Annotated in this window: 18 protein-coding genes; 6 read left to right on the plus strand and 12 right to left on the minus strand. The window is 66.9% G+C overall.

The annotated features are described in order from the left end of the window. Positions 1-47: 47 nt before the first annotated feature. Together ACZ5TV_RS10475 and ACZ5TV_RS10480 are read right to left on the minus strand one after the other, a co-directional pair. Positions 48-2,159: a type II secretion system F family protein gene (locus ACZ5TV_RS10475; protein ID WP_379778589.1), complete on the minus strand. Its 2,112-nt coding sequence runs from the start codon at positions 2,157-2,159 to the stop codon at positions 48-50. Further along, positions 2,156-4,111, minus strand: a complete 1,956-nt coding sequence (locus ACZ5TV_RS10480; protein ID WP_379778587.1) for a type II/IV secretion system ATPase subunit — start codon at positions 4,109-4,111, stop codon at positions 2,156-2,158. The genes ACZ5TV_RS10475 and ACZ5TV_RS10480 overlap by 4 nt, the downstream gene beginning before the upstream one ends. Before the next feature lie 136 nt (positions 4,112-4,247). Here ACZ5TV_RS10480 and ACZ5TV_RS10485 point away from each other — a divergent pair, with 136 nt between their 5' ends. Then, positions 4,248-4,709, plus strand: a complete 462-nt coding sequence (locus ACZ5TV_RS10485; RefSeq protein WP_379778585.1) for a DUF5793 family protein — start codon at positions 4,248-4,250, stop codon at positions 4,707-4,709. A 44-nt stretch (positions 4,710-4,753) separates the two neighbouring features. Here ACZ5TV_RS10485 and ACZ5TV_RS10490 read toward each other — a convergent pair whose 3' ends face one another. Next, positions 4,754-5,863, minus strand: a complete 1,110-nt coding sequence (locus ACZ5TV_RS10490; RefSeq protein WP_379778583.1) for an OBG GTPase family GTP-binding protein — start codon at positions 5,861-5,863, stop codon at positions 4,754-4,756. A gap of 500 nt (positions 5,864-6,363) precedes the next feature. Continuing rightward, positions 6,364-6,819 (minus strand): hypothetical protein, encoded by a 456-nt coding sequence (locus ACZ5TV_RS10495; protein ID WP_379778581.1) that lies wholly within the window; start codon positions 6,817-6,819, stop codon positions 6,364-6,366. A gap of 184 nt (positions 6,820-7,003) precedes the next feature. Here ACZ5TV_RS10495 and coxB point away from each other — a divergent pair, with 184 nt between their 5' ends. Together coxB and ACZ5TV_RS10505 are read left to right on the plus strand one after the other, a co-directional pair. After that, complete coding sequence (coxB, locus tag ACZ5TV_RS10500) at positions 7,004-7,765, plus strand: cytochrome c oxidase subunit II (protein ID WP_379778579.1); 762 nt, start codon at positions 7,004-7,006, stop codon at positions 7,763-7,765. Between the two features lie 2 nt (positions 7,766-7,767). Further along, entirely contained in the window at positions 7,768-10,275 is a 2,508-nt protein-coding gene (locus ACZ5TV_RS10505) for a cbb3-type cytochrome c oxidase subunit I (protein WP_379778577.1), read from the plus strand. 434 nt (positions 10,276-10,709) lie between these two features. On the opposite strand, the gene ACZ5TV_RS10510 is transcribed toward ACZ5TV_RS10505, so the two are convergent. The 8 genes from ACZ5TV_RS10510 to lonB all read right to left on the minus strand — a co-directional run bounded on the left by ACZ5TV_RS10510 (position 10,710) and on the right by lonB (position 21,349). Beyond that, entirely contained in the window at positions 10,710-12,431 is a 1,722-nt protein-coding gene (locus ACZ5TV_RS10510; RefSeq protein ID WP_464383814.1) for an L-lactate permease, read from the minus strand. 228 nt (positions 12,432-12,659) lie between these two features. Then, the gene (locus tag ACZ5TV_RS10515) at positions 12,660-13,886 is read right to left on the minus strand and encodes an FAD-dependent oxidoreductase (RefSeq protein ID WP_379778573.1); all 1,227 of its coding nucleotides are present in this window, start codon (positions 13,884-13,886) and stop codon (positions 12,660-12,662) included. A gap of 104 nt (positions 13,887-13,990) precedes the next feature. Next, complete coding sequence (locus ACZ5TV_RS10520) at positions 13,991-15,601, minus strand: phytoene desaturase family protein (protein ID WP_379778571.1); 1,611 nt, start codon at positions 15,599-15,601, stop codon at positions 13,991-13,993. Positions 15,602-15,666: 65 nt separating this feature from the next. Beyond that, positions 15,667-16,347, minus strand: coding sequence for a metal-dependent hydrolase (locus ACZ5TV_RS10525; RefSeq protein WP_379778569.1), 681 nt, complete (start codon positions 16,345-16,347; stop codon positions 15,667-15,669). After that, the gene (locus tag ACZ5TV_RS10530; protein ID WP_379778567.1) at positions 16,348-17,070 is read right to left on the minus strand and encodes a hypothetical protein; all 723 of its coding nucleotides are present in this window, start codon (positions 17,068-17,070) and stop codon (positions 16,348-16,350) included. 72 nt (positions 17,071-17,142) lie between these two features. Then, a complete protein-coding gene (locus tag ACZ5TV_RS10535; protein WP_379778565.1) occupies positions 17,143-17,925 on the minus strand; it encodes a CBS domain-containing protein in 783 nt (260 codons plus the stop codon). 150 nt (positions 17,926-18,075) lie between these two features. Then, positions 18,076-18,990, minus strand: coding sequence for a lysostaphin resistance A-like protein (locus ACZ5TV_RS10540; RefSeq protein WP_464383815.1), 915 nt, complete (start codon positions 18,988-18,990; stop codon positions 18,076-18,078). 31 nt (positions 18,991-19,021) lie between these two features. Beyond that, positions 19,022-21,349, minus strand: coding sequence for an ATP-dependent protease LonB (gene lonB, locus ACZ5TV_RS10545; protein ID WP_379782069.1), 2,328 nt, complete (start codon positions 21,347-21,349; stop codon positions 19,022-19,024). A gap of 170 nt (positions 21,350-21,519) precedes the next feature. On the opposite strand from lonB, the gene ACZ5TV_RS10550 reads away from it, so the two are divergent. The 3 genes from ACZ5TV_RS10550 (at position 21,520) to ACZ5TV_RS10560 (ending at position 24,261) form a co-directional block, all read left to right on the plus strand. Beyond that, positions 21,520-22,044 (plus strand): nicotinamide-nucleotide adenylyltransferase, encoded by a 525-nt coding sequence (locus tag ACZ5TV_RS10550; RefSeq protein WP_379782071.1) that lies wholly within the window; start codon positions 21,520-21,522, stop codon positions 22,042-22,044. Between the two features lie 4 nt (positions 22,045-22,048). After that, the gene (locus ACZ5TV_RS10555; RefSeq protein WP_464383816.1) at positions 22,049-22,894 is read left to right on the plus strand and encodes an SAM hydrolase/SAM-dependent halogenase family protein; all 846 of its coding nucleotides are present in this window, start codon (positions 22,049-22,051) and stop codon (positions 22,892-22,894) included. Between the two features lie 179 nt (positions 22,895-23,073). Next, a complete protein-coding gene (locus ACZ5TV_RS10560; protein WP_464383817.1) occupies positions 23,074-24,261 on the plus strand; it encodes a redox-regulated ATPase YchF in 1,188 nt (395 codons plus the stop codon). The last annotated feature ends 134 nt before the right edge of the window (positions 24,262-24,395 follow it).

Below are 24,395 nucleotides of genomic sequence, written 5' to 3' on the forward strand. Positions count from 1 at the left end.
CGTCGGATATATGTCCGGTGGCCGAATCCGGCCACGGCTGCTCTCGGTCACAGCGACGCTATGACGGTGAAGGCGGCGAGCGTCACGACGAGGAGGACCGCGGCGTGTTTCGCCCCGTCGGCTACCGAGCCCTCGCCGAGCTGCCCGGCGACGATCCCGGAACAGAGCGCCTGGATCGCCGCCGCATGGAAGAACAACTGCTCGTAGGCGAACGTGTCTATCCCCCCGAGACCACCGGCGAGACCGCCGAACCCGCCGCCGACGTCCGTCGGCGTTCCGGCGGCGGTCGCCTCCTCGATGGCGGGGATAAACGAGACGGAGAGCGCAGCGATAACCCCGAGGAACACCAGAAACGAGATATAGATGACGATGAGATACGTCAACATCTCCTGTCGCCGTTCGCGGCGAAGCGTCCACGTCGCCCGTGCCTCGTCGGCGGCGATCCGCAACACCGGGGCGACGTCGCCGCTGGCGTGCATCGCGTTGGTGACGAGCACGACCGCACGAGAAGTCATCGGCGACGACACCCGTCCTTCGAGACGACGGAGCGCGGTCGTGGCATCCGCGCCCCACTCCATATCCCGGCGGAGCCGACGGACGTCCGCCGTCAACGCCTCGAGGTCGGAGTCGGCCACCCGACGGAGGCTCGCGACGACGGAGGTGCCCGCCTCGTTGACGCTCGCGAGGCGATCGAGGAAGTCCGGAATAGCCGCCTCGATCCGACGGATCTGTCGTTTCCGAACCTCGTAAACGACTGCGTACGCCGTGAGAACGAACGCGATACCTGCCACGATCGCCGTGTCGATCTGTGCGGCGACCGCGGTCGGTGCTCCCCACGTCACGGGGTGGACCGCAACGAGTATCCCGACGACCGCGATCGGGACCGCGACGGCGAAGACGGACTGGGGAGTCTCTAACACACGCTCGAGCGGGGAGGCCGCCCACTCCCGAAGGGCTCCGAAGCGATCGTACGCGTCCAACCGCTCCCGACTGGCCTCCCACCGGTCACCGGCCCGATCACTCACGTCGCCGCCGCGCTCGATGGCCGCGACCGCCCCACCGTCCGTCCGCGTAACACCGGTTGACCGGTCGGCGTCCGACCCACGCTCGATCCGTTCGGTCCCGCCGATCCCCTGGGTGATGCTGTCGACGTAGACGACGAACCCGAACGTCGCCAGCGGCACCCCGAGGTAGACGACGACCCGCAACAGCGGGAGCGTGTCCTCCAAGACGAGCCCGATCACGACGAGGATCGTGATGAAAAACAGCGGGCCGGCGACGAGCGTCGTGACGTACGCCTCCGCGAACGTCGAGAGCAGCTCGAGGTACTGTCGCTGTTTCCCCTTCGCCTCCTCCTGGTAGCGCTCGTACTGGTCGGCGAGGAACGTCGACAGCGACTGCCCGGTTCCGAGCACTGACGCTAGATTCTCGGCGAACTCCGAGAGGTCCTCGCTCGGCGTCCGCCGAGCGGTGTGCTGGAGCGCGGTGAGCACGTCGGTTCCGAACGCGTTCATGTCCCGAACGGCGACGGACAGCTCCGTCGCGGCCTCGCCGTACACCGCCTCGTTCTCCGCGAGCGTGTCCATCACACGGGGGAACGCCATTCCCGAGCGCGAGAGCGCGTACACGAACGCGACCGTTCTTGGCAGGGTGGCGTCGATCTCTGCCGCGCGGGTGGTCGCCCGCTGACTCAACAACCCCCACCGCGCGTAGTACGCCCCGACCGCCAGCGCGGACCCGACGGTCGCCGAGGCGACGAGGAGCAGGACGAACAGTTCGAGGAGGCTCACTTCCGCCAGTCGGGCGAGCGCGGAGAGAAACGAGAGCGTGCCCGGAAGGGCCTCAGCGAACGTCTGTTCCCCGACGTCGAGCGCGGTCAGCACGCCTCCGGCGAGGTATACCCCGATCACGCTTCCGGCGACGCCGAGCACGCCCGCGTACAACAGCGTCCGCGAGGCATACTCGCGGTGGGTTCCGCCGACGTGAGCGGCCCGCATCAGGTCACGCTCGCGTTGCCGACGGCCGTGTTCCGCGACGTATTTGCCGAAGAACGACAGCGAGACCCGAGTGACCGCGAGATCCGCCCGCGTGGAGACCTGCGGTGCCGCCAACGCGAGACAGGCGACGACCGCCGCCACGAGCGGGAGATAGACGATCATACTCCGCCGCCCGGGCGGTCGGCGTTCGTGTTGCCGGTTTCCGTGGTGGTCGTGTCGTCGGTTTCCGCGGTGGTCGTGTCGTCGGTTTCCGCGGTGGTCGTGTCGTCGGTTTCCGTGGTGGTCGTGTCGTCGGTTTCCGTGGTGGTCGTGTCGTCGGTTTCCGCGGCCTTCGTGTCCGCCCGCGCTTCGAGTCGATCCATGACGCGCCCGGCGTCGGCGTAGTACTCGTTGACGAGCGCCGTGAACTGCCGGTAATCGGTCACGCCCAACTCGCGACACAGCTCGAGGAAGCGCTCGCGGCGCCGGACCTCACGGAGCAGCTCGGAGCGGGACCATCCCCGCTCCTCGGCGATCTCCTCCAGTAACATCGAGTCGTTCCGCCGGAACTCGTCGGTGTCCGGACGCCACTCGAACGCCGAGGAGTAGTCGAGCTCCCCCGTGCGCTGGTCGATGCCGCCGATCTCGCCGATCGTCTTCGCCCGGCGGACCCGTTGGTCGTTCGAGCGAGTCAACGTCTGGACCGAGAGCATATCGAGCGACTGGACCATCGCACGGGGGACGTTGATCGGCTCGTTCTCCAGCCGGTTTATCACCGTCTCGATCGAGTCCGCGTGCATCGTCGAGAACGTCGTGTGTCCCGTGTTCATCGCCTGAAACAGCGTTATCGCCTCCTCACCGCGGACCTCTCCGACGATGATGTACTCGGGACGGTGCCGGAGCGCGGAGCGCAACAAGTCGTACATGTCGATGTCCGTCCCCTCGTAGCGACGCTCGCGAGTGACGGAGGAGAGCCAGTTGTCGTGATACAGGGAGAGCTCGCGGGTGTCCTCGATGGAGAGGACCTTCGCGCGCGGCGGAACGAACATCGAGACTGCGTTCATCGACGTCGTCTTGCCCGATGCGGTGCCGCCCGCGAAGATGAAGCTCTTGTTGTGCTCGATACAGAGCCAGAAGTACGCCATCTGCCCGACCGAGAACGTGCCGTAGTTCACGAGGTCGATCGGCGTGAACGGGTCCTCCGCGTACTGCCGGATCGTGAACGCCGACCCGCGTGGGGTCACCTCCTTCCCGAGCGCGATCTCGGCGCGAGAGCCGTCAGCGAGGGTCGTCTCTACCATGGGATCGCCGACGGAGACGTGCCGCCCGGACTGTTGGGCCAGCCGGATGACGTAGTTGTCGAGCTCGTCCTCGTCGAACGAGACGTTCGTCTCGATGTCGGTGTACTCGTCGTGGTAGACGAAGATCGGCAGGCCGTAGCCGTCACAGGAGATGTCCTCGATGTGGCGGTCGTTCAACAGCGGGTCGACCTTTCCGTAGCCGCGGAAGTCGCGATGGAGGTAGTACACCAAGGAGTGGAAGGTGCCCATCCCGGCGTCGACCCCGTACGACTCCAGTAGCGACTTCAGCTCCGTCCGGAGTGTCTCCACGTCGGTTCGTCCGGTCCCCTCCCGATAGAGGAGCGGATCCCGGATGTCGTCCGCGACCCGGTCGAGGAGCGAACGTTCGAACCCGTCGAGGTCGGGCTCGACCGCGTGATACCGGTGTTCACTCGCCTCGTCGTCGTAGGTGATCACCACGTACGCGTACGGCGCGTTCACCCAGTACCGGGCGACCTCCTCCTCGCCGTCGGGCACCGAAAACGTCGCGAGCGGGCCGTCCTCTCCGGGGCGGAACGGTCGCACCGCCAGGTCCGACCCGTGGAGCATCTCCCACGTCCGTTCGAGGCGGCGACGGAACGCGTCGATCCGTCCCTCGAGATCGACGCCGAGGGGGCCTCCCCCGTCGACTGGGCCGTCGGACCGGCCGGCGGAGCCATGGGGCCGGTCGGGGGAGTCTCGGGACCGGTCGGGGGAGTCTCGAGACTGGTCGGTGGACCCCTCGGATCGACCGCTCGACTCGTCGGTCGCCCCTCCGGATCCCTCGACCGGCTCCGTTTGTGTGTCCCCCGACATCGTCGTACCGATATTCGGACCGCCCCGTGTTAAATCGCTTCCGTCGATTATCCGTGTTGAGATCGACGAGGGGGGCTCCGATGACCGCAACGCCCGTTACGTTGATACGGCGGGACCGCTAACGTCGATACGAGAGATGCGGCGTGACTACTTCGATCTGACCGTCGAGGGCGTCGGGGACGACGCCGACGGGCCCGCAGCCCCGCTGGTCCGTATCGACTTCCACGGGCCGGAAGGGCTGTTACGCGATCGGCTCTCGGGAACGGACGACGGGCTGCTCGACGCCGACGGCGTCGATGTCGCCTTCCGCCTCCGTGAACCGCTCTCCGAGGACCGCGATGCCGACGGCGTCGTGGGCGTGACGAACCGCTACACCGGGGACTTCGTCCTCGAACTCAACGAGACTGCCGCCGACGTCATCCCCTTCATCCGGGCGGCCCGAGACGCCACGGAGGACGACGACGCGCGCTACCGGATCGAGATCGATATCGAAGGCGAGCGGCTGGTGACGTACGACCTCGACACCTTCCTAGTGTACGACCACGAAGGGAACCTCCTCCGCAGCGAGAGCCTCATCCCCTCGGGCGTCGAGCTCTAACGGAAGCTACCCTGCGACCGGAGCCATCTCCCCTTCAGATACCCTCACTTTCGCGCGACGATACGCAACACGTCCTCGTCGGCGAGCTCGTGTCCCTTCCCGACCTGCTGGTCGTCGTGTTTCGCGCTCGGACCGGACACCCGCGCGAACTTGAACCGCTCGTCGAACTCGCCGCCGATCTTCTCGCAGGCGTCGCCGACGGTGTCGCCCTCGAACAACACCAGCGGCTCCTCGTAGTCGACGCCCCTCCCGGGTTTGTCCATATATATACGGATGAGTCCGAGCTCCTCCCAAAGCCGCTCTTTGAGCCCGTCGAGACCGCGCTCTTCCTCGGCCGAGATGAAGATCACTTCCTCCGGGTCGAGGTCTCGCGCACGGAGCTCCTCCTTGACGGTCGGGAGGTACGACTTCTCGATCAGATCCGCTTTGTTGATAGCGACCATCGAGGGGAGGTACACGCGGTTGTCCATCACGGCGTCGACGAGCTCGTCGATCGTGAGGTCGTGCGGGATCGTCACCTTCGCGTTGACGTAGCCGTACTCACGGAGCACCTGCTTGATCGTCCCCTCGTCGAGACTCACGTCGTCGCTCATCGTCACGCCGATCCCGTCTTTGTGCGTCTTCCGGATGTTGATGTTCGGTGGTTCGGTGTCGATCCGGATGTTCGTCTCGTACAGCTCCTCGCTCAACCGGTCGTACTGTTCGATCTCGAACACGGAGAGCATGAACACGACCAGGTCGGCCGTCCGCACGACCGAGAGGACTTCCTTCCCGCCCCCACGTCCGCCTGCGGCCCCCTCGATCAACCCCGGCACGTCGAGGATCTGGATGTTCGCTCCGCGATACTTCAGCATGCCCGGGTTGACGTCGAGCGTCGTGAACTCGTACGAGCCGACCTCGCTGTCCGCGTTGGTGAGGGCGTTTATCAGTGTGGACTTGCCGACGCTCGGGAACCCGACGAGCGCGACGGTGGCGTCGCCGTGTTTCTCGACGGCGTAGCCGTGGCCGCCGCCGGCGGAGGACTGGTTCTCCAGTTTCTCCTTTTTCTCCGCGAGCTTCGCCTTCAGCCGCCCGATGTGGGCCTCCGTAGCCTTGTTGTACGGGGTTTCGGCGATCTCCTCGCGGAGTTCCTCGATCTCCTCTTCCAGTCCCATCGGTACTATCTCGGCCGGTCGACTCGTTAAAAGTGTTCCTTCGTCAGCGTCGTCAGCCCGGGGTGGTCGTCCGCGAGCTGTTTGCTCTGATACGACCTGTGTTTCGGACGGGAACGGAACTGACGCGGATGGTCGGTGCGGCGTGTTCTGAGAGACGGAGACGTACGTATCGCACTGTGATCTATCGTCTGCTTATAAATCAGCGAGTGGTGTTGCCGGCGGCCGTTTATCCCCGGTTGGAGACGCGGTCCTCTTCACGCCCGTGTACGAGCGCCCGGGAGCGCGCCACCGCAGCGTTGGGGTGATCGTCGCCGTCGCTCTCGAGCACTTATATACCGTTGTACCACAGTCGGCGTGCGATACGTACTCCCGCCGTACATCGTCGCGGTTCCGATATCACGAGACCGTTCTCGGACTCGCGAGAGGGCACGAAGGATCGACTCCTCCGAATCGTAACGGGTCCGATCCCCCGGAGAGGGACCCCGGGATCGTCGCCGGGTTCAGCCGACGACGCCGACGACCAGCTGGATCGTGATCAGCAGGAGGAACACCAGCCCGGCCGCAAACGAGCCGGCGGCGATCCCGTGTGCGTTCCCGAGACCACGGCCACGGGTGCCGAAGTAGGCTCCGAGAAAGACGAAGGCGGTCAAAAGGAGGCCGACGACGGCGTAGGTGAGCCCGAGTAGCGTCTCGGAGAGCCCTTCGGCGAACCCGAAGTCCCCGACGGCGAGCACCGCGAGCGCGCCGACGCCGACCGTGATCGCGACGAACGTCACGGACCAGACCGCCGGCGTTCGGGCGATCTCGCCCAGTCGTTCCGTCACCACGGTGTATCTGTCCGTGTGCTCGTCCGCGCCGGGCGGCGTGCGCTGGCCGCCGATCCGTGCGATGGCGACGAACGTGCCGATCACGAGCAGCCCCATCAACGCCGTACTCAAGAGGGTAAGCGAAACCATGATCTCCTCGTTACTACTCGGTCCGGTCGCGCGTACAAATAGCCTTCGTATGCGTCTACGGATCCCCCGTCACGCAGCTGTCTCAGCCTCCGCCTACCGGCCTGATCGCTCGCCGCGTTCCGGCCCCGTACACAAGAGTTAACTTTGCCATCGCTAAGGGAGTCACAAGAGCAGAGAGACGAACATGATAGATTCACTTATCCTGCAAGGGGGGGCTGACTGGCGCGCGCAGGCGGAGGTCTTCGACGAGATCTTCTTCGTCTTCCTCGCGCTGGGCACGCTCGTCGGCATCATCGTGGTCGCGTACACGCTGTGGAACGTGTACAAGTACCGCGACGACGGCAGCGAACCGAAAGAGGACTTCGACGCCCCGGTCGTCGGAGAGCTCCCGACGGGACAGGGCGGACCGAAAGCGAAGAAGCTCTTCCTCTCGTTCGGATTGAGCGCGATCGTCGTGATCAGCTTGGTCGTGTACGCGTACGGGCTGCTCCTCTACGTCGAGGAGGGACCGGACGCCGACGGCGAGGGCGATATCGAGATCGTCGTCGAAGGGTACCAGTACGCGTGGGATTACTACTACGAGAACGGCCACATGGAAACGAACGAGCTTATCGTTCCCGCTGACCAGCGGATCGATATTGCCGTGACATCACGAGACGTCTGGCACAACTTCGGGGCATCGGAGTTACGGATAAAATCCGATGCCATCCCGGGTGAGACTGCGACGAACTGGTTCTCAGTCAGTTCCGAGGAGGTCGAAGCCCAGGGTGGAGAGGCGAACTTCCTCGTCGAGTGCTTCGAGCTCTGTGGTTCGGGTCACTCGATTATGAAAGGGGAGATCACGGTGATCCCTGAAGACGAGTGGGAAGAGTGGTACGAGGACACCGAGCCGGACGAGGAAGGCCAGGAGACCTGGGAACACCACTTCGCCGAGGAGGGTAGCTGACGATGTCCGAACTTCCACCAACGACGTCCGTCAAGCGGTGGTTAGTCACGACGAACCACAAGGATATCGGGATCCTGTACGCGATCACGGCACTGTTCTTCCTGCTGTTCGGCGGCGTGCTCGCGCTACTGATCCGCCTCCAGCTGTGGGACCCGGCGAATCACATCCTCTCGGGACTGGCGTACAACGAGGCCGTGACGGCACACGGGCTCGTGATGGTGTTCTGGTTCCTCTCTCCGTTCGCGTTCGCGTTCGCGAACTACTTCGTCCCGCTCCAGATCGGGGCGGACGACCTCGCGTTCCCCCGGTTGAACGCACTCTCTTATTGGATGTACCTCTTCTCGGGCGTCCTCCTCGGGATCAGCTTCTTCCAGGGTGGGACGCTCGACGCGGGATGGACGATGTACGCGCCGTTGAACGTTCCCATGTACACGCCCAGTATCGGCTCGACCGGGGCGGTACTCGCGCTGTTCATGTTCGTCGTCGGCGTCACCGCGTCGACGGTGAACTTCCTCACGTCGATCCACCACTCGCGGGCCGAGGGGATGGGGATCATGGATATGCCGATGTTCACGTGGTCCATCCTCGCGACCGTTTGGATGATGCTGTTCGCGTTCGCGGCGCTGCTCGCAGTCGGTCTCATCCTCGCGTCCGACCGCATCCTGGGGAGCGTCTACTTCTCGGCGACTGAAGGCGGATCGCTGCTGTGGGGACACCTGTTCTGGTTCTTCGGTCATCCGGAGGTGTACATCGTCTTCTTCCCGGCGCTCGGGGTGATGTTGGAGCTGTTCCAGACGTTCTCGGGCCGTCGTCTCGTCGGCCGGAAGTGGGTGATCATCGCCATCTGTCTGATCTCCGTCCAGTCGTTCCTCGTCTGGATGCACCACATGTTCCTGACGACGATCAACCTGGAGATCAAGACGTTGATGATGGCGACCACCATCGGTATCTCGCTCCCGTTCGACCTGTTGGTGTTCGCGCTGATCTACACGCTGATCAAGGGGCGGGTCCAGTTTACGACGCCGTTCCTGTTCGCGTTCGGTGCACTGCTGTTGTTCATCCTCGGCGGGATCACCGGGGTGTTCCTCGGCGCCATCGTCCTCGACTACGAGTTCCGCGGCACCTACTGGGTCGTCGCCCACTTCCACTACGTGATGTTCGGCGGCGCGACGGCGCTGTTCGGCGGGGCCTACTACTGGTTCCCGAAAGTGACGGGGAAGATGTACGACGAGTTCCTCGGGAAGGTCCACTTCGTGATCTTCTTCATCAGCTTCAACCTGGTGTACTTCTCGATGTTCCTCGCGTGGGAGACGCCGCGGCGGGTGTTCGAGTACAACCCCGCGTTCCAGGGGATGCACCAGGCAGGGACGATCGGCGCGTTCGTCCTCGGGTTCTCCTTCTTCATCATGTTCTACAACTTCGCGAAGTCGTACGTCTCCGGTCCGGACGCGGGTGATAACCCGTGGGACTACTCCCGGACGGCGGAGTGGGCGGTCTCCTCCCCGCCGCCGCTGGAGAACTGGCCGAACCGGCCGTCGTACGCCTCCGGGAAACTGGAGTTCGTGAAAGACTACGTGCCGGACGGCGGTCCGGCCGTGAAGACCGACGAGAACGGCGATGCCGTCACGGACGGCGGCGACAGCCACTCCGACCACATCCGTGAGTACCCGTACTGGGACAAACACCCGAGCCACGCCAGCATCTGGCCGTTCGCGTTGTCGCTGGCAACCGGCATCATGCTGCTCGGGCTCTCCGGGTTCAACGAGTCCACGGAGTTCATATTCGGGAACGCGATCACGGAGCTCTCGGTCGCGATCTCCAACCCGATCTATCCCGCGCTCACCGTCATCGGGCTTCTCGCGCTGGTCGGGACCGGCGTGAAGTGGGGACTCGAGGACTTCTACGCGCCGCCCAGTGAGTTCGCCGAGCGGTGGCCGTTCAACGGCGTCGAGAAGGTGAAACTGGGGATGTGGTTCTTCCTCGCCTCCGACGTGATCGTCTTCGGGGCGTTCATCTCCGCGGCCGTCTTCATCCGGTACAACGCTGGATGGGGAACGTGGACGCCGATCCCCGACTCGCTGCCCGGCCTCATCAACACGTTCGTGCTGCTCACCTCGTCGTTCACGGTGATCCTCGCATTGGTCGCCGCCCACCGGAAGAGCCGGAAGGGGCTGTTGGCGACGCTGGGCGCGACGACGCTGCTCGGGTTCACCTTCCTCGGCGTGAAGGCGTGGGAGTGGTGGACGAAGATCTACGTCGACGGCGTCTTCCTCAGCACGGTCGCCGAAGGGAACCCGTACTCGCCGGTTCAGGCGTCGGTGTACTTCGTGACGACCGGGCTCCACGCGATCCACGTGATCGGCGGGCTGCTCATCGCCGGCTTCCTGATGTACCGTGCGTACCACGGTGCGTACATGGAAGACGAGCGCCCGGTGGAGTACTTCGGCCTCTACTGGCACTTCGTGGACATCGTCTGGGTGTTCCTCTTCCCGCTGTTCTACCTGTTCTAGATCTTCTGCGGCCCGTTTCGTTTTCGTCCGTCCCGCGTTTCAGCCTCTCACCTCCTCGTTCCGTGCTGTCGTGGCCCCCGTCGATTTGGGACGGGATACGGTTCTCAGCGTGCGGGCGACACACGGATAGCCCCCAACCGACCGAGTGGAGTCCGTGCGCCGGCGCGATATGCTGTGGGTCGCCAAGTCGTCGCAGAGCCGTCCCCGACGGTCACGAAGGCCGGCTGCGCGTCCGGGAAGAGACGGTCGATATCGACGAGAGCGTGGTCTGCGACGATGGAACCGCTGACGACACTGGGCCCGACTCGGGCAGCGTCAAGGGGCGAGCGTCCACACGCGTGGACCGGTGTCGGTCGCGGTCGACGATATCCGGGTTTCGGCGTCTTGAACGCCTTTCCAGCGGTGAGTGGCTACGGGACGACTCCCGCGCCGATTCAGAACGTCGCCGGCGCGAGCGCGTAGACGAACAGCCCGGTCAACAGCCCGCCGGCGACGAGGTAGTACGTCAGCGGGATCAGGTTCAGACGGACGACCCGTCCGGTCTTCCCGACGAGCCCCACAGTCGCGAGCGCGGCGATCACGTTGTGGATCGCGATCACGTTCCCGATCGCCGCACCGACGCTCTGGGCGGCGATGAGCAGCTGCGTCGGGAGGTCGAGCCCGACCGCGATCTCGAACTGGAACGCGGTGAACGTGATGTTGCTCACGGTGATCGACCCGGCGATAAACGCGCCGAGCGCGCCCACCGCGGGGGCGAAGAACGGGTAGGCCCCGCCGAACGTCGCGGCGGTGGCGTCGGCGAGCACGACGATCATGCTCCCGTCGGCGACGCTCGCCGGCGCGTCCGCGGTCTGTAACATGATCTCGACCATCGCGATGACGAACACGAGCGCGACCGCAGGTGAGACGATCTTCCCGGCCGCCTCGCGCCAGGCGTCCGATACCTCGCCCCGATCCATTCCGAACAGGGGGATCGCGACGAGCGCGCTGACGAGGAGCCACGTCCCGGGAACGTACGCCCACGCGATCGCGCCGCCGACGTCCGTGCCGAGGATCCCGCTCCACTCGATCGCCATCCCGGTTCCCTCCTGGAGGAACGTCGCGATCGGGTCGATCACGCGCGTTCCGACCAGCAGCACGACGAGGACGAGATACGGTGACCACGCGCGGAAGATCGACATCGGCGCGCCGCCCGCCCCGGCCGCCGCGTCGGCGTCAGCCTCCTCGCTTCCCGGCTCGATACTACCGACCCAGTGGTCCGGCCACTCCTCGCGGTCGGGGAACTCCCACTCCTCCTCCGGAAGAAAGTAGCCGGCGTTGAGCGCCGCGACGACGATCCCGCCCCCGACCATCGCACCGAACAGCGAGGGGAGTTCAGGACCGACGAGCCACGCCGACGCGACGTACGGGACCGCGAACGCGACCCCGGCGAACAGACACAGCGGTGCGACCTCAGCGACAGGGGCGAGCGACCGCCCGTCCGAGTCCGTCGCCCCGAAGAAGTACACGACCATCCCGACGGCGAAAAGCGGCATCAGGGTCCCGAGGATCCCGTTGAATACGGCGGCCCACCCGCCGGCGGCGACGGCGTACGCTCCCACCGACTCGAATCCGCCACCGGCGATCGCGTCGGCGACGTTCTCCAGCGGCTGTTCGAATCCGACGATCACCGGCGTGCCGACCGCACCGAACACCGTCGCGACGGCGTGACCGATGAGCGCGGCGACGACCGCCGCGAGTGCGGGAAACCCGAGCGCGAGGAGGAGCGGCGCGACGACGGCCGCGGGCGTGCCGAACCCGGCGACGCCCTCGATGAACGTCGCGAGGAAGAAGCCCAGGAGGACGACCTGGACACGACGGTCGTCGCTGATCGATGCGAACCCGGCGTTGATACGGTCGACCGCCCCCGAGTTCATCAGCGTGTACAACAACACGAGCGCGCCGAAGACGATCCAGAGGATCTCGACGGCCGCCATCGCGCCGTCGATCGACGCCGCGGCGATCCACTCGACGGGCATGTCCCACGCGAGAAAAGCGACGACGGCCGCGGCCGCCCACGCCACGGGCATCGCCCGTGCGGCCGGCCACAGGAGTCCGACGAGAAGGACGCCCACGATGAGAAGCGGGACGAGCGCCAACGGCGCGCTTGGCGTCATCGGTCCCGCCCCCCTCGTGTGCTCCCGGTCGGTTTCGCCGTCCAACGTCGGCCGGGATCCGCCCGACGGCGAGCGATGTGAATAGAGATTCCGGACATATACATCCGGGAGTGACACTCAGTATTAAAACCCCCCGGGCGTTTCGATCCGTCGGGGATCCTCGGTAGGCGATCACTCCGCGGATCGGCGACCGTAGTCGACCTTCCTCCCGCCCTCGTTTTCGTCCCCTCAGTCGGACTCTCCGACCACGTCGGCGTCGGTCGGTCCCTGCCCGTCGAACTCGGCGACGGCCGCGTCGAGACGTTCGGGATCGTCCGCCGCGACGAGCTCCCGGTCGGCGGTGGAACAGTCGGCGTCGACGCCGAGACGGTCACAGACGAGGTCGGCAGTCGAGGCCGCCATCAGCCGATACGTCGTCAGCTTCCCGCCGACGACGCTGACTGCGTTCTCGACACCGTCGGCCGCGTGGTCCAACTGGAAGAACCCACGAGAGATCCCCCGTCCGCCGCGTTCGGCTTCGTCAGGGGCGTACAGCGGTCTGACGCCCCACCACTCGCGGACGACGGGGGCGTCCGCTACCGGTGGAAGCATCGCGGCACACTCCTCGACCGACCGTTCGACCTCCCAACGTGCCTGCTCGTAGTCGTCCGGGTCGTTCACTGGGACGCTCGTCGTCCCGAGTACGGCTTCCGACCCGTGTGGAACGACGATATCGCCGTCGTCGGGGTCCCGGCAGCGGTTCAACACCGGCCCGAGCCCGTCGTACTCGACGGAGACCATCACGCCACGGGTCGGCTGCATGTCGACGTCGAGGCCGGCCATCGCGGCGACCTGGCCAGCCCACGCACCCGCCGCGTTGACCACGTACTCCGGAGCGAGCGTCTCCGCCATCTCCCCGCCGACGCGGACTTCCGTCACCCGCCCGTCATCGACGGTCATCGACTCTACCGGGGTGTGCGGGCGTATCGTCGCCCCGTGAGCCTCGGCGTCGAGCGCGTTGGCCGCGATCAGCCGGGACGGGTAGACGACGCCGTCTGGCACACGCATGACTCGCTCCGTCCCGTCGGCGAGGTTCGGTACCGACTCCCGGGCGGTGTCCGGATCGACGGGTTCGGCCGGGATACCGATCTCCTCGCACGCGGCGCGCTTCCGCTCGAAGTACTCGTCGTCGTCGTCGGCCAAACTCACGAACAGGCCTCCCGTCTCGGCGACGCACGCGCCGGCGATCCGTCGGAGGGTCCGGTTCTCCTCGATACACTCTCTCGCCCCCTCCGCGTCGGCCTCAGCGTACCGAGCACCGCTGTGTAGGAGGCCATGTGAGCGGCCGGAGGTGCCGCTGCACAGTCCGCCGCGGTCGACGAGCAGTACGTCCACCCCGCGAAGGGCTAGGTCGCGAGCCGTTCCGATGCCGGTCGCTCCCCCACCAACGACGAGCACGTCCGGGTCGTGTGACATATGATCCGTTCGGGGTACGGAGTAAAGAGGCTGTTGTGTGATATCACACGGCATTGAATTCGGCGCGTCGCGTCCCGACAGGATCCCCCGGAGATCCCGCGGTATTAGCGGGTCGAAGTGGGGACGACCGGGGGGAGCATACCGTCGCTGGTCGCGTCCTCGATCACCGCCTCGCTGGCGTGTTCCCCGCTGAGCAGACACATCGGCATCCCGATCCCCGGGTTCGTGTACGCCCCGACGTAGTAGAGCCCGTCGACGCCGGGGGCACGGTGTGCGGGCCGCAGCGGCCCGGTCTGTTTCAGGGTGTGTGAGAGCGCGAGCGCGGTCCCCTGTGGAGCGTTGAACCGGTCGGCGAACGTCGAGACGCAGGCCGACTCCTCGAGGACGATCCGGTCGCGGAAATCGACGCCGGTGGTGGCCGCGAGGTCGTCCAAGACGAGCTCGCGGAACCGCTCTCGTGTCTCCGGGTCGTCATCCAGTCCCGGCGCGAGCGGGACGAGGAGAAACACCGCCTCGTGTCCATCGGGCGCGACCGTCTCGTCGGTTTCCGAGGGCACGTGGACGTAGTACGCGGGGTCCTCGGGCCAGCCCGGGTCGTCGAAGATCGTTTCGAAGTGTGGTTTCCAATCGGTCGGCAACACCAGCGAGTGGTGTTCCAACTCCGGGATCTCCCCTTCGACGCCGAAGTACAGCAGGAACGCCGACGGCGCGTACGTCCGGGAGTCCCAGTACGCCTCGCGGTCGATAAGCCCGTCGGGGAGCAGGTCGGCCTCGACGTGTGTCGGCGCGGCGTTGGCGACGACGCGGTCGAACCGATCGACTCCGTGGCCGTCCGTGGCGACGTCGAACGCGGGTGAGCCGTCGGTCGCTCCGTCCGCCGGCTCGATCGCGGTCACCGGCGTGTCGGTGTGGAGGGTCACGCCCAGATCGGTCGCGAGCTCGACCATGCCGTCGATCACGCTCGCGATCCCGCCCGTCGGGTGGTAGACGCCGAGGTTCATGTCGACGTGGCTCATCAGCGTGTAGATCGCGGGCGTGTTGTACGGCGACCCGCCGAGGAACACCAGTTTGTACTCCGCGATCTGTCGCAGCTTCGGGTGATCGAAGTACGATCCGACGTAGTTGTCCATCGTCCGCAGCTTCGGGAGCGCGCGCGCCGACCGGACCACGTCGATATCGAGCATGTCCCGAAGCCTGGACCGGCTGGGGTAGACGAACCGATCCATCCCCAGCTCGTACGCCTCCGCCGCGTCCGCGAGGTAGTCGTCGAGGCGGTCACCGGCACCCGTCTCGTACCCCTCGAACAGCGCCTTCTGTCCCTCCCGGTCGGGGGGCATCCGCGCGTGGTCGCCGTCCTTCCAGTAGACGTCGTACAGGGGGTCGAGTGCAGTCAGCTCGTAGAACTCCTCGGTTTCGCGCCCGAACTGCTCGAAGAACCGGTCGAACACCTCCGGCATCAGGTACCAGGAGGGACCGGTGTCGATCCGGAACCCGTCGCGTTCGATGCGGCCGGCGTACCCGCCCGGGTGCGCGTTCCGTTCGAGCACGGTTACTTCCGCGCCGGCGTCGGCGAGGTACGCCGCCGCCGAGAGACCCCCGAATCCCGCACCGACGACCGCGATCGACTCGCCGGCGAGCGGCTCGCCGGCGCGTGCCTTACCCGTATCGCCGGCGTCTCCCGCGCCCCGTTCCCTGTCGGGTCGTGCGTGGCTCATCGATCGTCAGTACGGACTCCTGCCGCTTCATTCGCCGCCCATACACAGTCAGGTGTGTGTCGCGATCACATTTTCTCGGTTGGCGGATCTCCCTGGAACCGCCGGGCGACGACCGCGAAAACGCCGACGGCGATGAGGTAGAGTCGCCAGCCGCGCTGGGCGATCGGGAACCGCCGGTCGATCACGTCGGCGTCGGCGAGGTTCTCCGGCGAGTCCGGCTCCACGGGGTTGTTGACGTGGACCGACTCCGTCGTGCCGGTTCCGCCGGCGTCGACGGTCCGTTCCCCGGTCTCGGGGTCGAGCTCGATATCCACGAAGGTTTGGACGAACCCGTCGGCCGTCGAGAGCAGGATCTCCCCCTCCAACCGGAAGAACTCGTCGTGGAGCGGCCACAACGCGTTTACTCCTTCCAGATGCGCCCAGTCGAGGAAGACGTGCGCGAAGACGTGGACGAACAGACAGACCCACGCGACCCGGATCCAGCGGTCCGTGACTCGCTCACGGAGCGCCGACGTCGATCGGACCCGCGTATCGTAGTACAACAGGACGCCCGCGGCCGCCGGGAGGACGAAGTTGTGGCCGACGGTCCGGTGAGCGCCGGACATCACGGGACCGAGGAGGCTGTCGACCTCGGGGAGGACGACGATCAGGAGGACAGCTGCCAGCGCCGGCCGGTCGTACGCACCCTTCAGGAGTCCCGCCGCGAGCAGCAGTGCGAACCCGGCGTGGACGACCGACGAGGGCATCTACCGATCACCTCGCTCCGTTTCGCCCGGCCCGACCTCGTCGAGTTCGACCGCGGTGTCCGCGGCATCGCTGCTCCCACCAGCTTCCACGAACCGGATCGCGAGTAGCGCCCCTGCCGCGGCGACCACGACGGCCTGCCAGCCGCTCCGGACGAGGTACAGCTCGCGCTCCGCGCCGAGTGCAAGCCCCGGCCGACCGTCGGGATTGATCCACGTCGGGATCGCGTACGTCGCGGTCGTCCCGGGACTCTCAAGCGGGAGGACACCCGGGCCGGACGCCGACAGCGAGACGAACGTCTGGACGATCCCGTCCTGTGTGGAGAACACCAGCCGTCCCGCCACGAGGTAGTAAGCGTCGTGGACTGGGTAGAGGAGGTTCACGCCGGCGAGACCGAACAGCTCCGGACCGATGCCGGCGACGGCGAACGCCGCGAGCGCGACCCACGCGACGCGGACGCCCCACCAGCCGTAACGCGTCCGAAGCCACGACGTTTCTCGGCGAGTCGTGTCCCAGTACAGCAGCCCGCCGGTGGCAAGCGGGATCCAGGCTGCGTGGAAGAGCGCGTTCGTTGCTCCCGGGATCACGAGGCTCGCGACCGCGTCGAGGTCGGGGAGGACTGCGGCGGCGACGACGACCGTTACTGACCGCCGGTCGAACGCGGCTCCGAGCAGCGCGGCCGCCAGCAACGCCCCGAAGGCGGCGTTGACGAGCGTCGGTGCCATACCAGTTCCTGCGTTCGGGTGGGCATAAGCGATCGGGCAGGGTTCTCCGCTGCCACGACAAGCAACCCGTCGTCACTGTAGGCGCTTCGTCGTCTCCACGAGCGGGTGTCGCGCGTAGTCGACGATCTCGATGTCGCCGATCGAGTGTAACCCCTCCTTCTCCGCGGTCCGCGCCATCCCGAGGTCGACCGGCGTCTCCGGGATGATCACGTACGCGTCCATCGTCTCGACCCCCATCTCGTGGGCCGCCATGACGCGGTGATGGCCGTCGGCTAAGTGGAGCACGCCGCCGTTGTCAATGACGACGAGCGGTTCGGCCAACCCGCGTTCGAGCTCGTACTGGCGACCCTCCAGCTCGTCGGCGTACACCCGCGACTGCGTCGGGATGAGCTCGTCGAGGGCGACCTCCCGACGTTCCTCCCCGAGGGTGACGCCGTGGATCTGTTCGAGCGTCCGCATCAGTTTCCCCACCTTACCGGGCGTCGCGCGTTCGATCTGGGATCGGACGACGTCCGTGTTCGAGATGATCCCGACGAGGTTGTCGGCGTCGTCAACGACCGGCAGCTTCTGAATGCCGGACCGCAAGATCACCCGGGCCGCGTCGGTCACCTTCATTTCCGGGTGCGCGACGATCAGGTCCTCGGACATCACGGTGAACACGGGCGCTTCCTCGTCGGCCAACAGCAGGTCCCCGGCGGAGACGAACCCCTCCACCGTTCGCCCGTCGGTCACGGGAAACCCCTTGTGGCCCGCCGTCTCGACCATCCGACGGGCGACGGTGGCCACCGTGTCGTCCGGACTCACGGTCTCGACGTCCCGCGTCATGTACTCGCCGACCGTCGGCTTTCCGGTCATGGGTTTACGTATGCGCGTCGGTGTATAAAAGGGATTGCCGAAACGACGCCCGATCCCCGTCGGATCGGTCACGGCTCCCGCTTAGCCCCGGGCCGCCCGTTCCCGTGAGCCTCGTTTCGCGAACACTCCCGTTCCGGCCGGACGTCACGGTCATCCGATCGCCGCCGCCGGGTCGCGGTCGAGCCCCTCGTGAACGACGAACTCCAGCGCGTTGACGACGTAGTGGGCGACGACGACGACGAGGAGGCTTCCGGTGACCACGAACACCGCCGCCAGCGCGAACCCCAACACGCCGGTGACGACGATCCCGATCCGCCCCTGCGCGCCGTGGCCGAGCCCGAACGCGACCGAGGAGCCGACCGCCAGCAGCCACGGGTCGATCCCGAACCCGAACGCCACTGCGCCGATCAGCGCCCCGCGGAACAGCAGCTCCTCGAACACGGCGATGATCGGGAGGACGACGCCCAACAGCAACACCCATCCCCGAGCGTCGGCCGGTGCCATCGCCTCGCGCAGCCGCCCCGGCGCGGTCGCACCCACTCGCGTGCCGAGCCCCGCGGCGATCTCGTTGCCGACGTACAACAGGACGCCGGCGGCGACGCCCCACCCGAGGACGGCTCCCGCGGGGTCGGCGGCCAGCCCGACCGCCGCCGCCGGTACCCCGGTCCACCACATGACGGCGGCGAGTCCGACGAGCGCGAGCCCCTGTGAAGCCGCCACGTTCGCCAAGAGGAGGTCGGTGGTGAGTGTCGGTTCGGTCCGTGACCCCGGCGGTGGGAGGTCGACGCCGTCGGTGCGGGTGGCGTCGTCGGCGTGGGTCGCGTCGACGTCGTCGCCGTGAGACGCCCGGACGTCGTCGCCGTGAACGTCCTCGACGTCGTCGCCGACCGCGTGGTCCTTGGACACGGCTTCGGGGTCCGATCTTTCGGGCCCGTACTCCCGGATATCGGCCGGATCGTCGACGATACGGACCCGTTCGAGCGTTCGCTGTGATCGGCGAGTGAAATACAAAAGCAGCAGCGTACCGAGCGCGGTCGCGGCCCCGAACGTCATCCAGTCGGTCATTCGACGGGGCGGAGGGGCTGGAGTCGAGCCGCTACTGCGGGCTCGGGCTGGTGGGTTTCGAGACGCCCTGTTCTTTGAGCGCCGAGCCGGTGATAGATTTGAGCCGGTCGACCAGCGAGTCCTTCTCGGCCTCGCCTTCGAGGGCGATGTCGAGCACCTCGCTGATGTGGCTGACGGGGATGATCTCAACCATCTCCTCGTACTCCTCCTCGATCATCACGTCCTGCTCGTTCGCCTGCGGGATGATGACCCGCGTGCAGCCGGCCTTCGCGGCCGCCTCGATCTTGTGGGTCACGCCGCCGACGGGGAGCACGTCGCCCCGAACCGACAGCGAGCCGGTCATCGCGAGGCTCTGGTCGACGCCGACGTTCTCCAGCGCGCTGATGACGGCGGTCGCGACCGTGATGGACGCGGAGTCGCCATCGACGCCCTGTTGGCCGGCCTGCACGAACTGGATGTGGATGTCCATCTCCGAGATGTTCTCGTCGGAGAACTTCTTGATGATCGCGGAGACGTTCGAGACGGACTCCTGGGCCATCTCCTTCAGCTGCCCGGTGGCGATCACCTCACCCGGCCCCTGTGAGGGAGCGACCTCGGCCATCACCGGGAGCATGATCCCGGAGTCCTCGCCCATGACGGCGAGCCCGTTGACGCGCCCGACGACGTAGCCGTCCGAGACCTGTAGCTCGTAGTCCTTCCGGCGCTCGATGAAGTCGTCGGCGAGCTGTTGTTCGATGGAGCGCGAGCGACCCTTCGCGGACAGCACGTGGTCGCGCGTGGTGAACTCGGCGTCCTCGCCGCGGGCGATGTCGCCGGCGACGCGCACGAGCCCGCCGAGGTTCCGGAAGTGAAGCGTGAGGTGGCCCTTGCGGCCGGAGCGCCGCTTCGCTTCGAGGATGACCTCCTCGATCGCCTCGGCCGTGAACTCCGGAAGGCGGCCGTCCTTCGCGACCTCCTGGGCGATGAAGCGGACGTACTGTCGGCGCATCTCCGGGGTGTCCTCGATGGTGTCCTCCATGTACACCTCGTAGCCGTACCCCTTGATCCGCGAGCGCAGCGCCGGGTGCATGTTCTCCATCGCGTCGAGGTTCCCGGCCGCGATCATGACGAAGTCTGTGGGGACGGGCTCCGTTTGGACCATCGCGCCCGAGGAGCGCTCGGACTGGCCCGTGATGGAGAACTCGCCCTCCTGGATCGCCGTCATCAGGTGCTGCTGGCTCCGGATGTCGAGCGTGTTGATCTCGTCGACGAACAGCACGCCTTTGTTCGCCTTGTGGATCGCGCCGGCCTCGACGCGGTCGTGGCTCGGCGTCTCCATCCCGCCGGACTGGAACGGGTCGTGCCGGACGTCGCCGAGCAGTGCGCCGGCGTGTGCCCCCGTCGCGTCGCGGAACGGCGCGGACTTCGTGTCGCCGTTGTTGACGAGCAGGTTGGGGATCATCGCGTCCGAGCCGCGGTTCAAGTAGCGGAAGACCAGGTAGACGACACCCGCGGCGATGATGCCGATGAGGATCTGGCCGACGATGATGAGCGCGTAGCCCAACACGACGGCGATGATGATCCACATGAGCAGCGACCGCATCTGGTTGCGCTTGCGGGCCTCCTCCTTGTGGGCGTCGACGATCTGTTCCCCCTTGCCGGCCGGCACCGTCCGGACCTTCGGCTTGTTGCCGTCGTCCGGGTTGTGATACACGAGGACGTCTTGGAGCTCCTCTTTGGGGAGGAGCTCGGACATCGCTTTCGCGAGCATCGACTTCCCCGTCCCGGGCGAGCCGATCATCATCACGTGGCGGCGCTGTTTCGCCGCCTTGATGATCACGTCGCGGGCGTGCTCTTGGCCGATCACTTGGTCGACGAGGCGGTCGGGGATCTCGATCTCCGAGGTGTCGTCGATCAGGAGCCCGCCGAGGAGGTCGTCCTCGTCCGGGTCCTCGGCGATCTCCGCGCCCTCGACCTCGACGGTGCTCCCGAGCTCGTCGATATCCCCGTCGTCGATCGGACCGTCGACGACGCCGTCCTCGGACGATTCGGAGGCTCCCCCGTCACCGTCGACGCCGTCCTCGATCGTGACGTCGTCGTCCAACTCGGGGTCGTCCCACTCAGGGTCGTCCCACTCGTCGTCACTGTCGGTATCGGCTTCGACCCGATCCGAGTCGTCGGTGTCGTCACCGACCCGATCCGAGTCGTCGACACCGTCTTCCGACGAGTGGCCGTTCGAGGCTACCTCCTCGGTACCCGTCTCTTCCCGGGACGTCTCCTTTCGGGACGTGCTCTCCGACGGCGCGTCCTCCGGCGGCGTATCCTCCGGCGGCGTATCGTCGGCGGCCGGCGGGTCGTTCGTGTCCTTCTCGTTGCTCATAGAATCGATATCCGTTACTCGAATGGAAGGGTCGGCTACTGATATACTTTCTCCCCGCAGATGTCCCGGGCGCAGCGCGCGAGGAGCCTGATATCGCCGGTGTACGACGATTACGGCGGCTCGGTACGGTCCCATGGGGTTTATAAACCACGCCGTCTCTACTCCCGTCCATGCGGGGGTTCTACATCGGCCGGTACCAGCCGTTTCACGACGGTCACCGACACATGGTGGAGGAGATCGCGTCGGAGGTCGACGAGCTGGTCCTCGGGATCGGGTCGGCCGGCGATTCACACACCACACGGAACCCGTTCACCGCCGGCGAGCGCGTGATGATGGTGACGAAGGCGGTCGAGGAGCTGGACATTACGACCTACGTCGTCCCGATCGAGGACCTCGACCGCAACTCCGTCTGGGTGAGCCACGTCCAGAGCATGACGCCACGGTTCGACGTGGCGTACTCGAACAACCCGCTCGTCGTCCGCCTCTTCCAGGAGGCCGGCGTCGAGGTGCGCGGCTCGCCGATGTTCAATCGCGAAGTGCTTGAGGGGACGGAGCTCCGCGAACGGATGATCCACGGGCGGAACTGGACGGACCTCGTCCCGGAGACCGTCGTCGACGTGATCCGCGAGATCGACGGGGTAGAGCGGATCCGCCGGATCGCCGAGAGCGACGCGATAGCCGACGAGAGCCCCTGAAACCGTGATCACGCTCGCCTCCGATTTCGGCTCGCCATATCCCGCTGCGATGCGGGGGGTCGTTCGTCGAACGTCCGACGCGGAGTTGGTCGACGTGAGCCACGACCTGCCGCGGGGGGACCCGCGAGCGGCCGCCTTCTGGCTCCGGTTCGTCCTCCCCGAGTTCCCCCCGGCGGTCCACTGTGCGGTCGTCGACCCGGGTGTCGGGACCGACCGGGCGGCGATCGTCGTTCGCGCGGGCGAGCACGCGATAGTCGCGCCCGACAACGGGCTCGCGTTTCCCCCGGCCCGAGCGCTCGCGGCGGCGACGGGGACTGGCCCGAACGATATCGACGTCTTCGAGATCCACGAGGCCGATCCCGCGAGCACGACGTTTCACGGCCGGGACGTGTTCGCGCCCGCCGCCGCTCGCGTCCGCGAGAACGCGTGGACGGACGGCACCATAGACGGGGACCGCCTCACCGCCCTCGGCTCGCTGACGGCGACCGACGATCGAGTCGACCTCCGGTTCCCGGAGCCCTTGGTCGAGCGTGACCCCGACGGTACGATCGACACGATCGACGGCGAGGTCCTCGTCGTCGACGGGTTCGGGAACGCGATCACGAACGTCCCCGGGAATGTGATCACGAACGTCCTCGGGAACGCGGTTGGCGACGCCGGCCACGACCGCGTTCGGGTGAACGACGCCGGCCCCGTTCCGCTCGTGGCGACGTTCGCCGCGGTCCCGCCGGGCGACCGGCTCGTCACCGTCGGGAGCCACGGGTTCCTCGAGTGCGACGTCAACGACGGTCGCGGTGCCGAGGCGTTCGACCTCGCCGCCGGCGACCCGGTTCGGTTCGCCTTCGAGTGACGCGACGGGGGAGAACAGCACGACCGCCGTAGCACGCGCCGCGCGCTCCGCGACAGACGCTCCGTGACGCAGGCTCCGCGACACTGTTCGATGAATCGCCGTGTCGCCGGTGGCCGGCCGAACCGGGTCGCGGGGGCGTCGACCGAAAGGGGCTTTTCGCCCCGCCGTGATCCGTCACCATGCTCACGGTTGCGCTCGCGGGGAAGCCGAACGCCGGCAAGTCCACCTTTTATACTGCCGCCACGATGGCCGACGTCGATGTCGCGAACTACCCGTTCACGACCATCGACGCCAACCGTGGTGTGACCGCCGTCCGGACCGAGTGCCCGTGCCTCGATCGCGACGAGCGCTGCGGCAACGACCGCTGTCACGACGGCATCCGTTACGTGCCCGTCGAACTGCTCGACGTGGCCGGGCTCGTCCCGGGCGCACACGAGGGGAAGGGGCTCGGTAACCGGTTCCTCGACGAGCTCACCAACGCCGACGTGATACTGAACGTCGTCGACGCCTCCGGTGGGACGAACGCCGAGGGCGAGCCCGTTGCGGTCGGGAGCCGAGACCCGGTCGCCGACGTGGACTTCATCGAGGAGGAGATGGACCTGTGGCTCGCGGGCGTCGTCGCGGACAACTGGGAGGGGGTCGAACGACAGTCCCGCTCGCCCGACTTCGACCTCGACGAGGCGCTCACCGCGATGTTGACCGGTGTCGGGGCGACCGAGGCGGACGTGGCCGCCGTCCTCCGGGAACTGGAGTACCCACCCGACCCGAAACGCTGGGGCGACGGCGATCGGGAGGCGCTGGCGCGGGCGATCCGTCGCCGCACGAAGCCGATGGTCGTCGTCGCCAACAAGGCCGACATCGCGCCGTCCGGGGCGATCGACCGGCTCCGTGCGGCGACCGACAAGCCCGTCGTGCCGGCAACCGCCGACGGCGAGTTAGCCCTGCGCCGCGCCGCGGAGGCGGGTGTCGTCGAGTACGATCCCGGCGACTCGGCGTTCGAGGTCGTCGGCGACGTGTCGGACGAGCAGCGTGCGGGTCTGGACTCCCTCCGTGCGGTCACCGAGCGCTTCGGTGGGACGGGCGTCCAGGCCGCGTTGAACACGGCCGTCTACGATCTCCTCGATCGGATCACCGCGTACCCGGTCCAGGACGCGAGCAAGTGGACCGACGGCACCGGCACCGTCCTCCCCGACGCGTTTCTCCTCCCGCGGGGCTCGACTCCGCCGGATCTCGCGTACGCGGTCCACACCGACATCGGGGATGGGTACCTCCACGCCGTCGACGCCCGCTCGAACCGCCGGATCGGCGAGGACCACGAGCTCACCGAGGGCGACGTGATAAAGGTCGTCTCGACCGCGGGGCCGTAAGCCCGGGGTGACCGCGGGACGGTACGCCCGGGGCGACCGCGGGACGGTACGCCCGGGGCGACCGCGGGACGGTACGCCCGGGGCGACCGCGGGACGGTACGCACGAGTCAACCGCGGGGTCGTGGATCCGGGCC

The organism is Halorubrum tibetense (assembly GCF_055396225.1).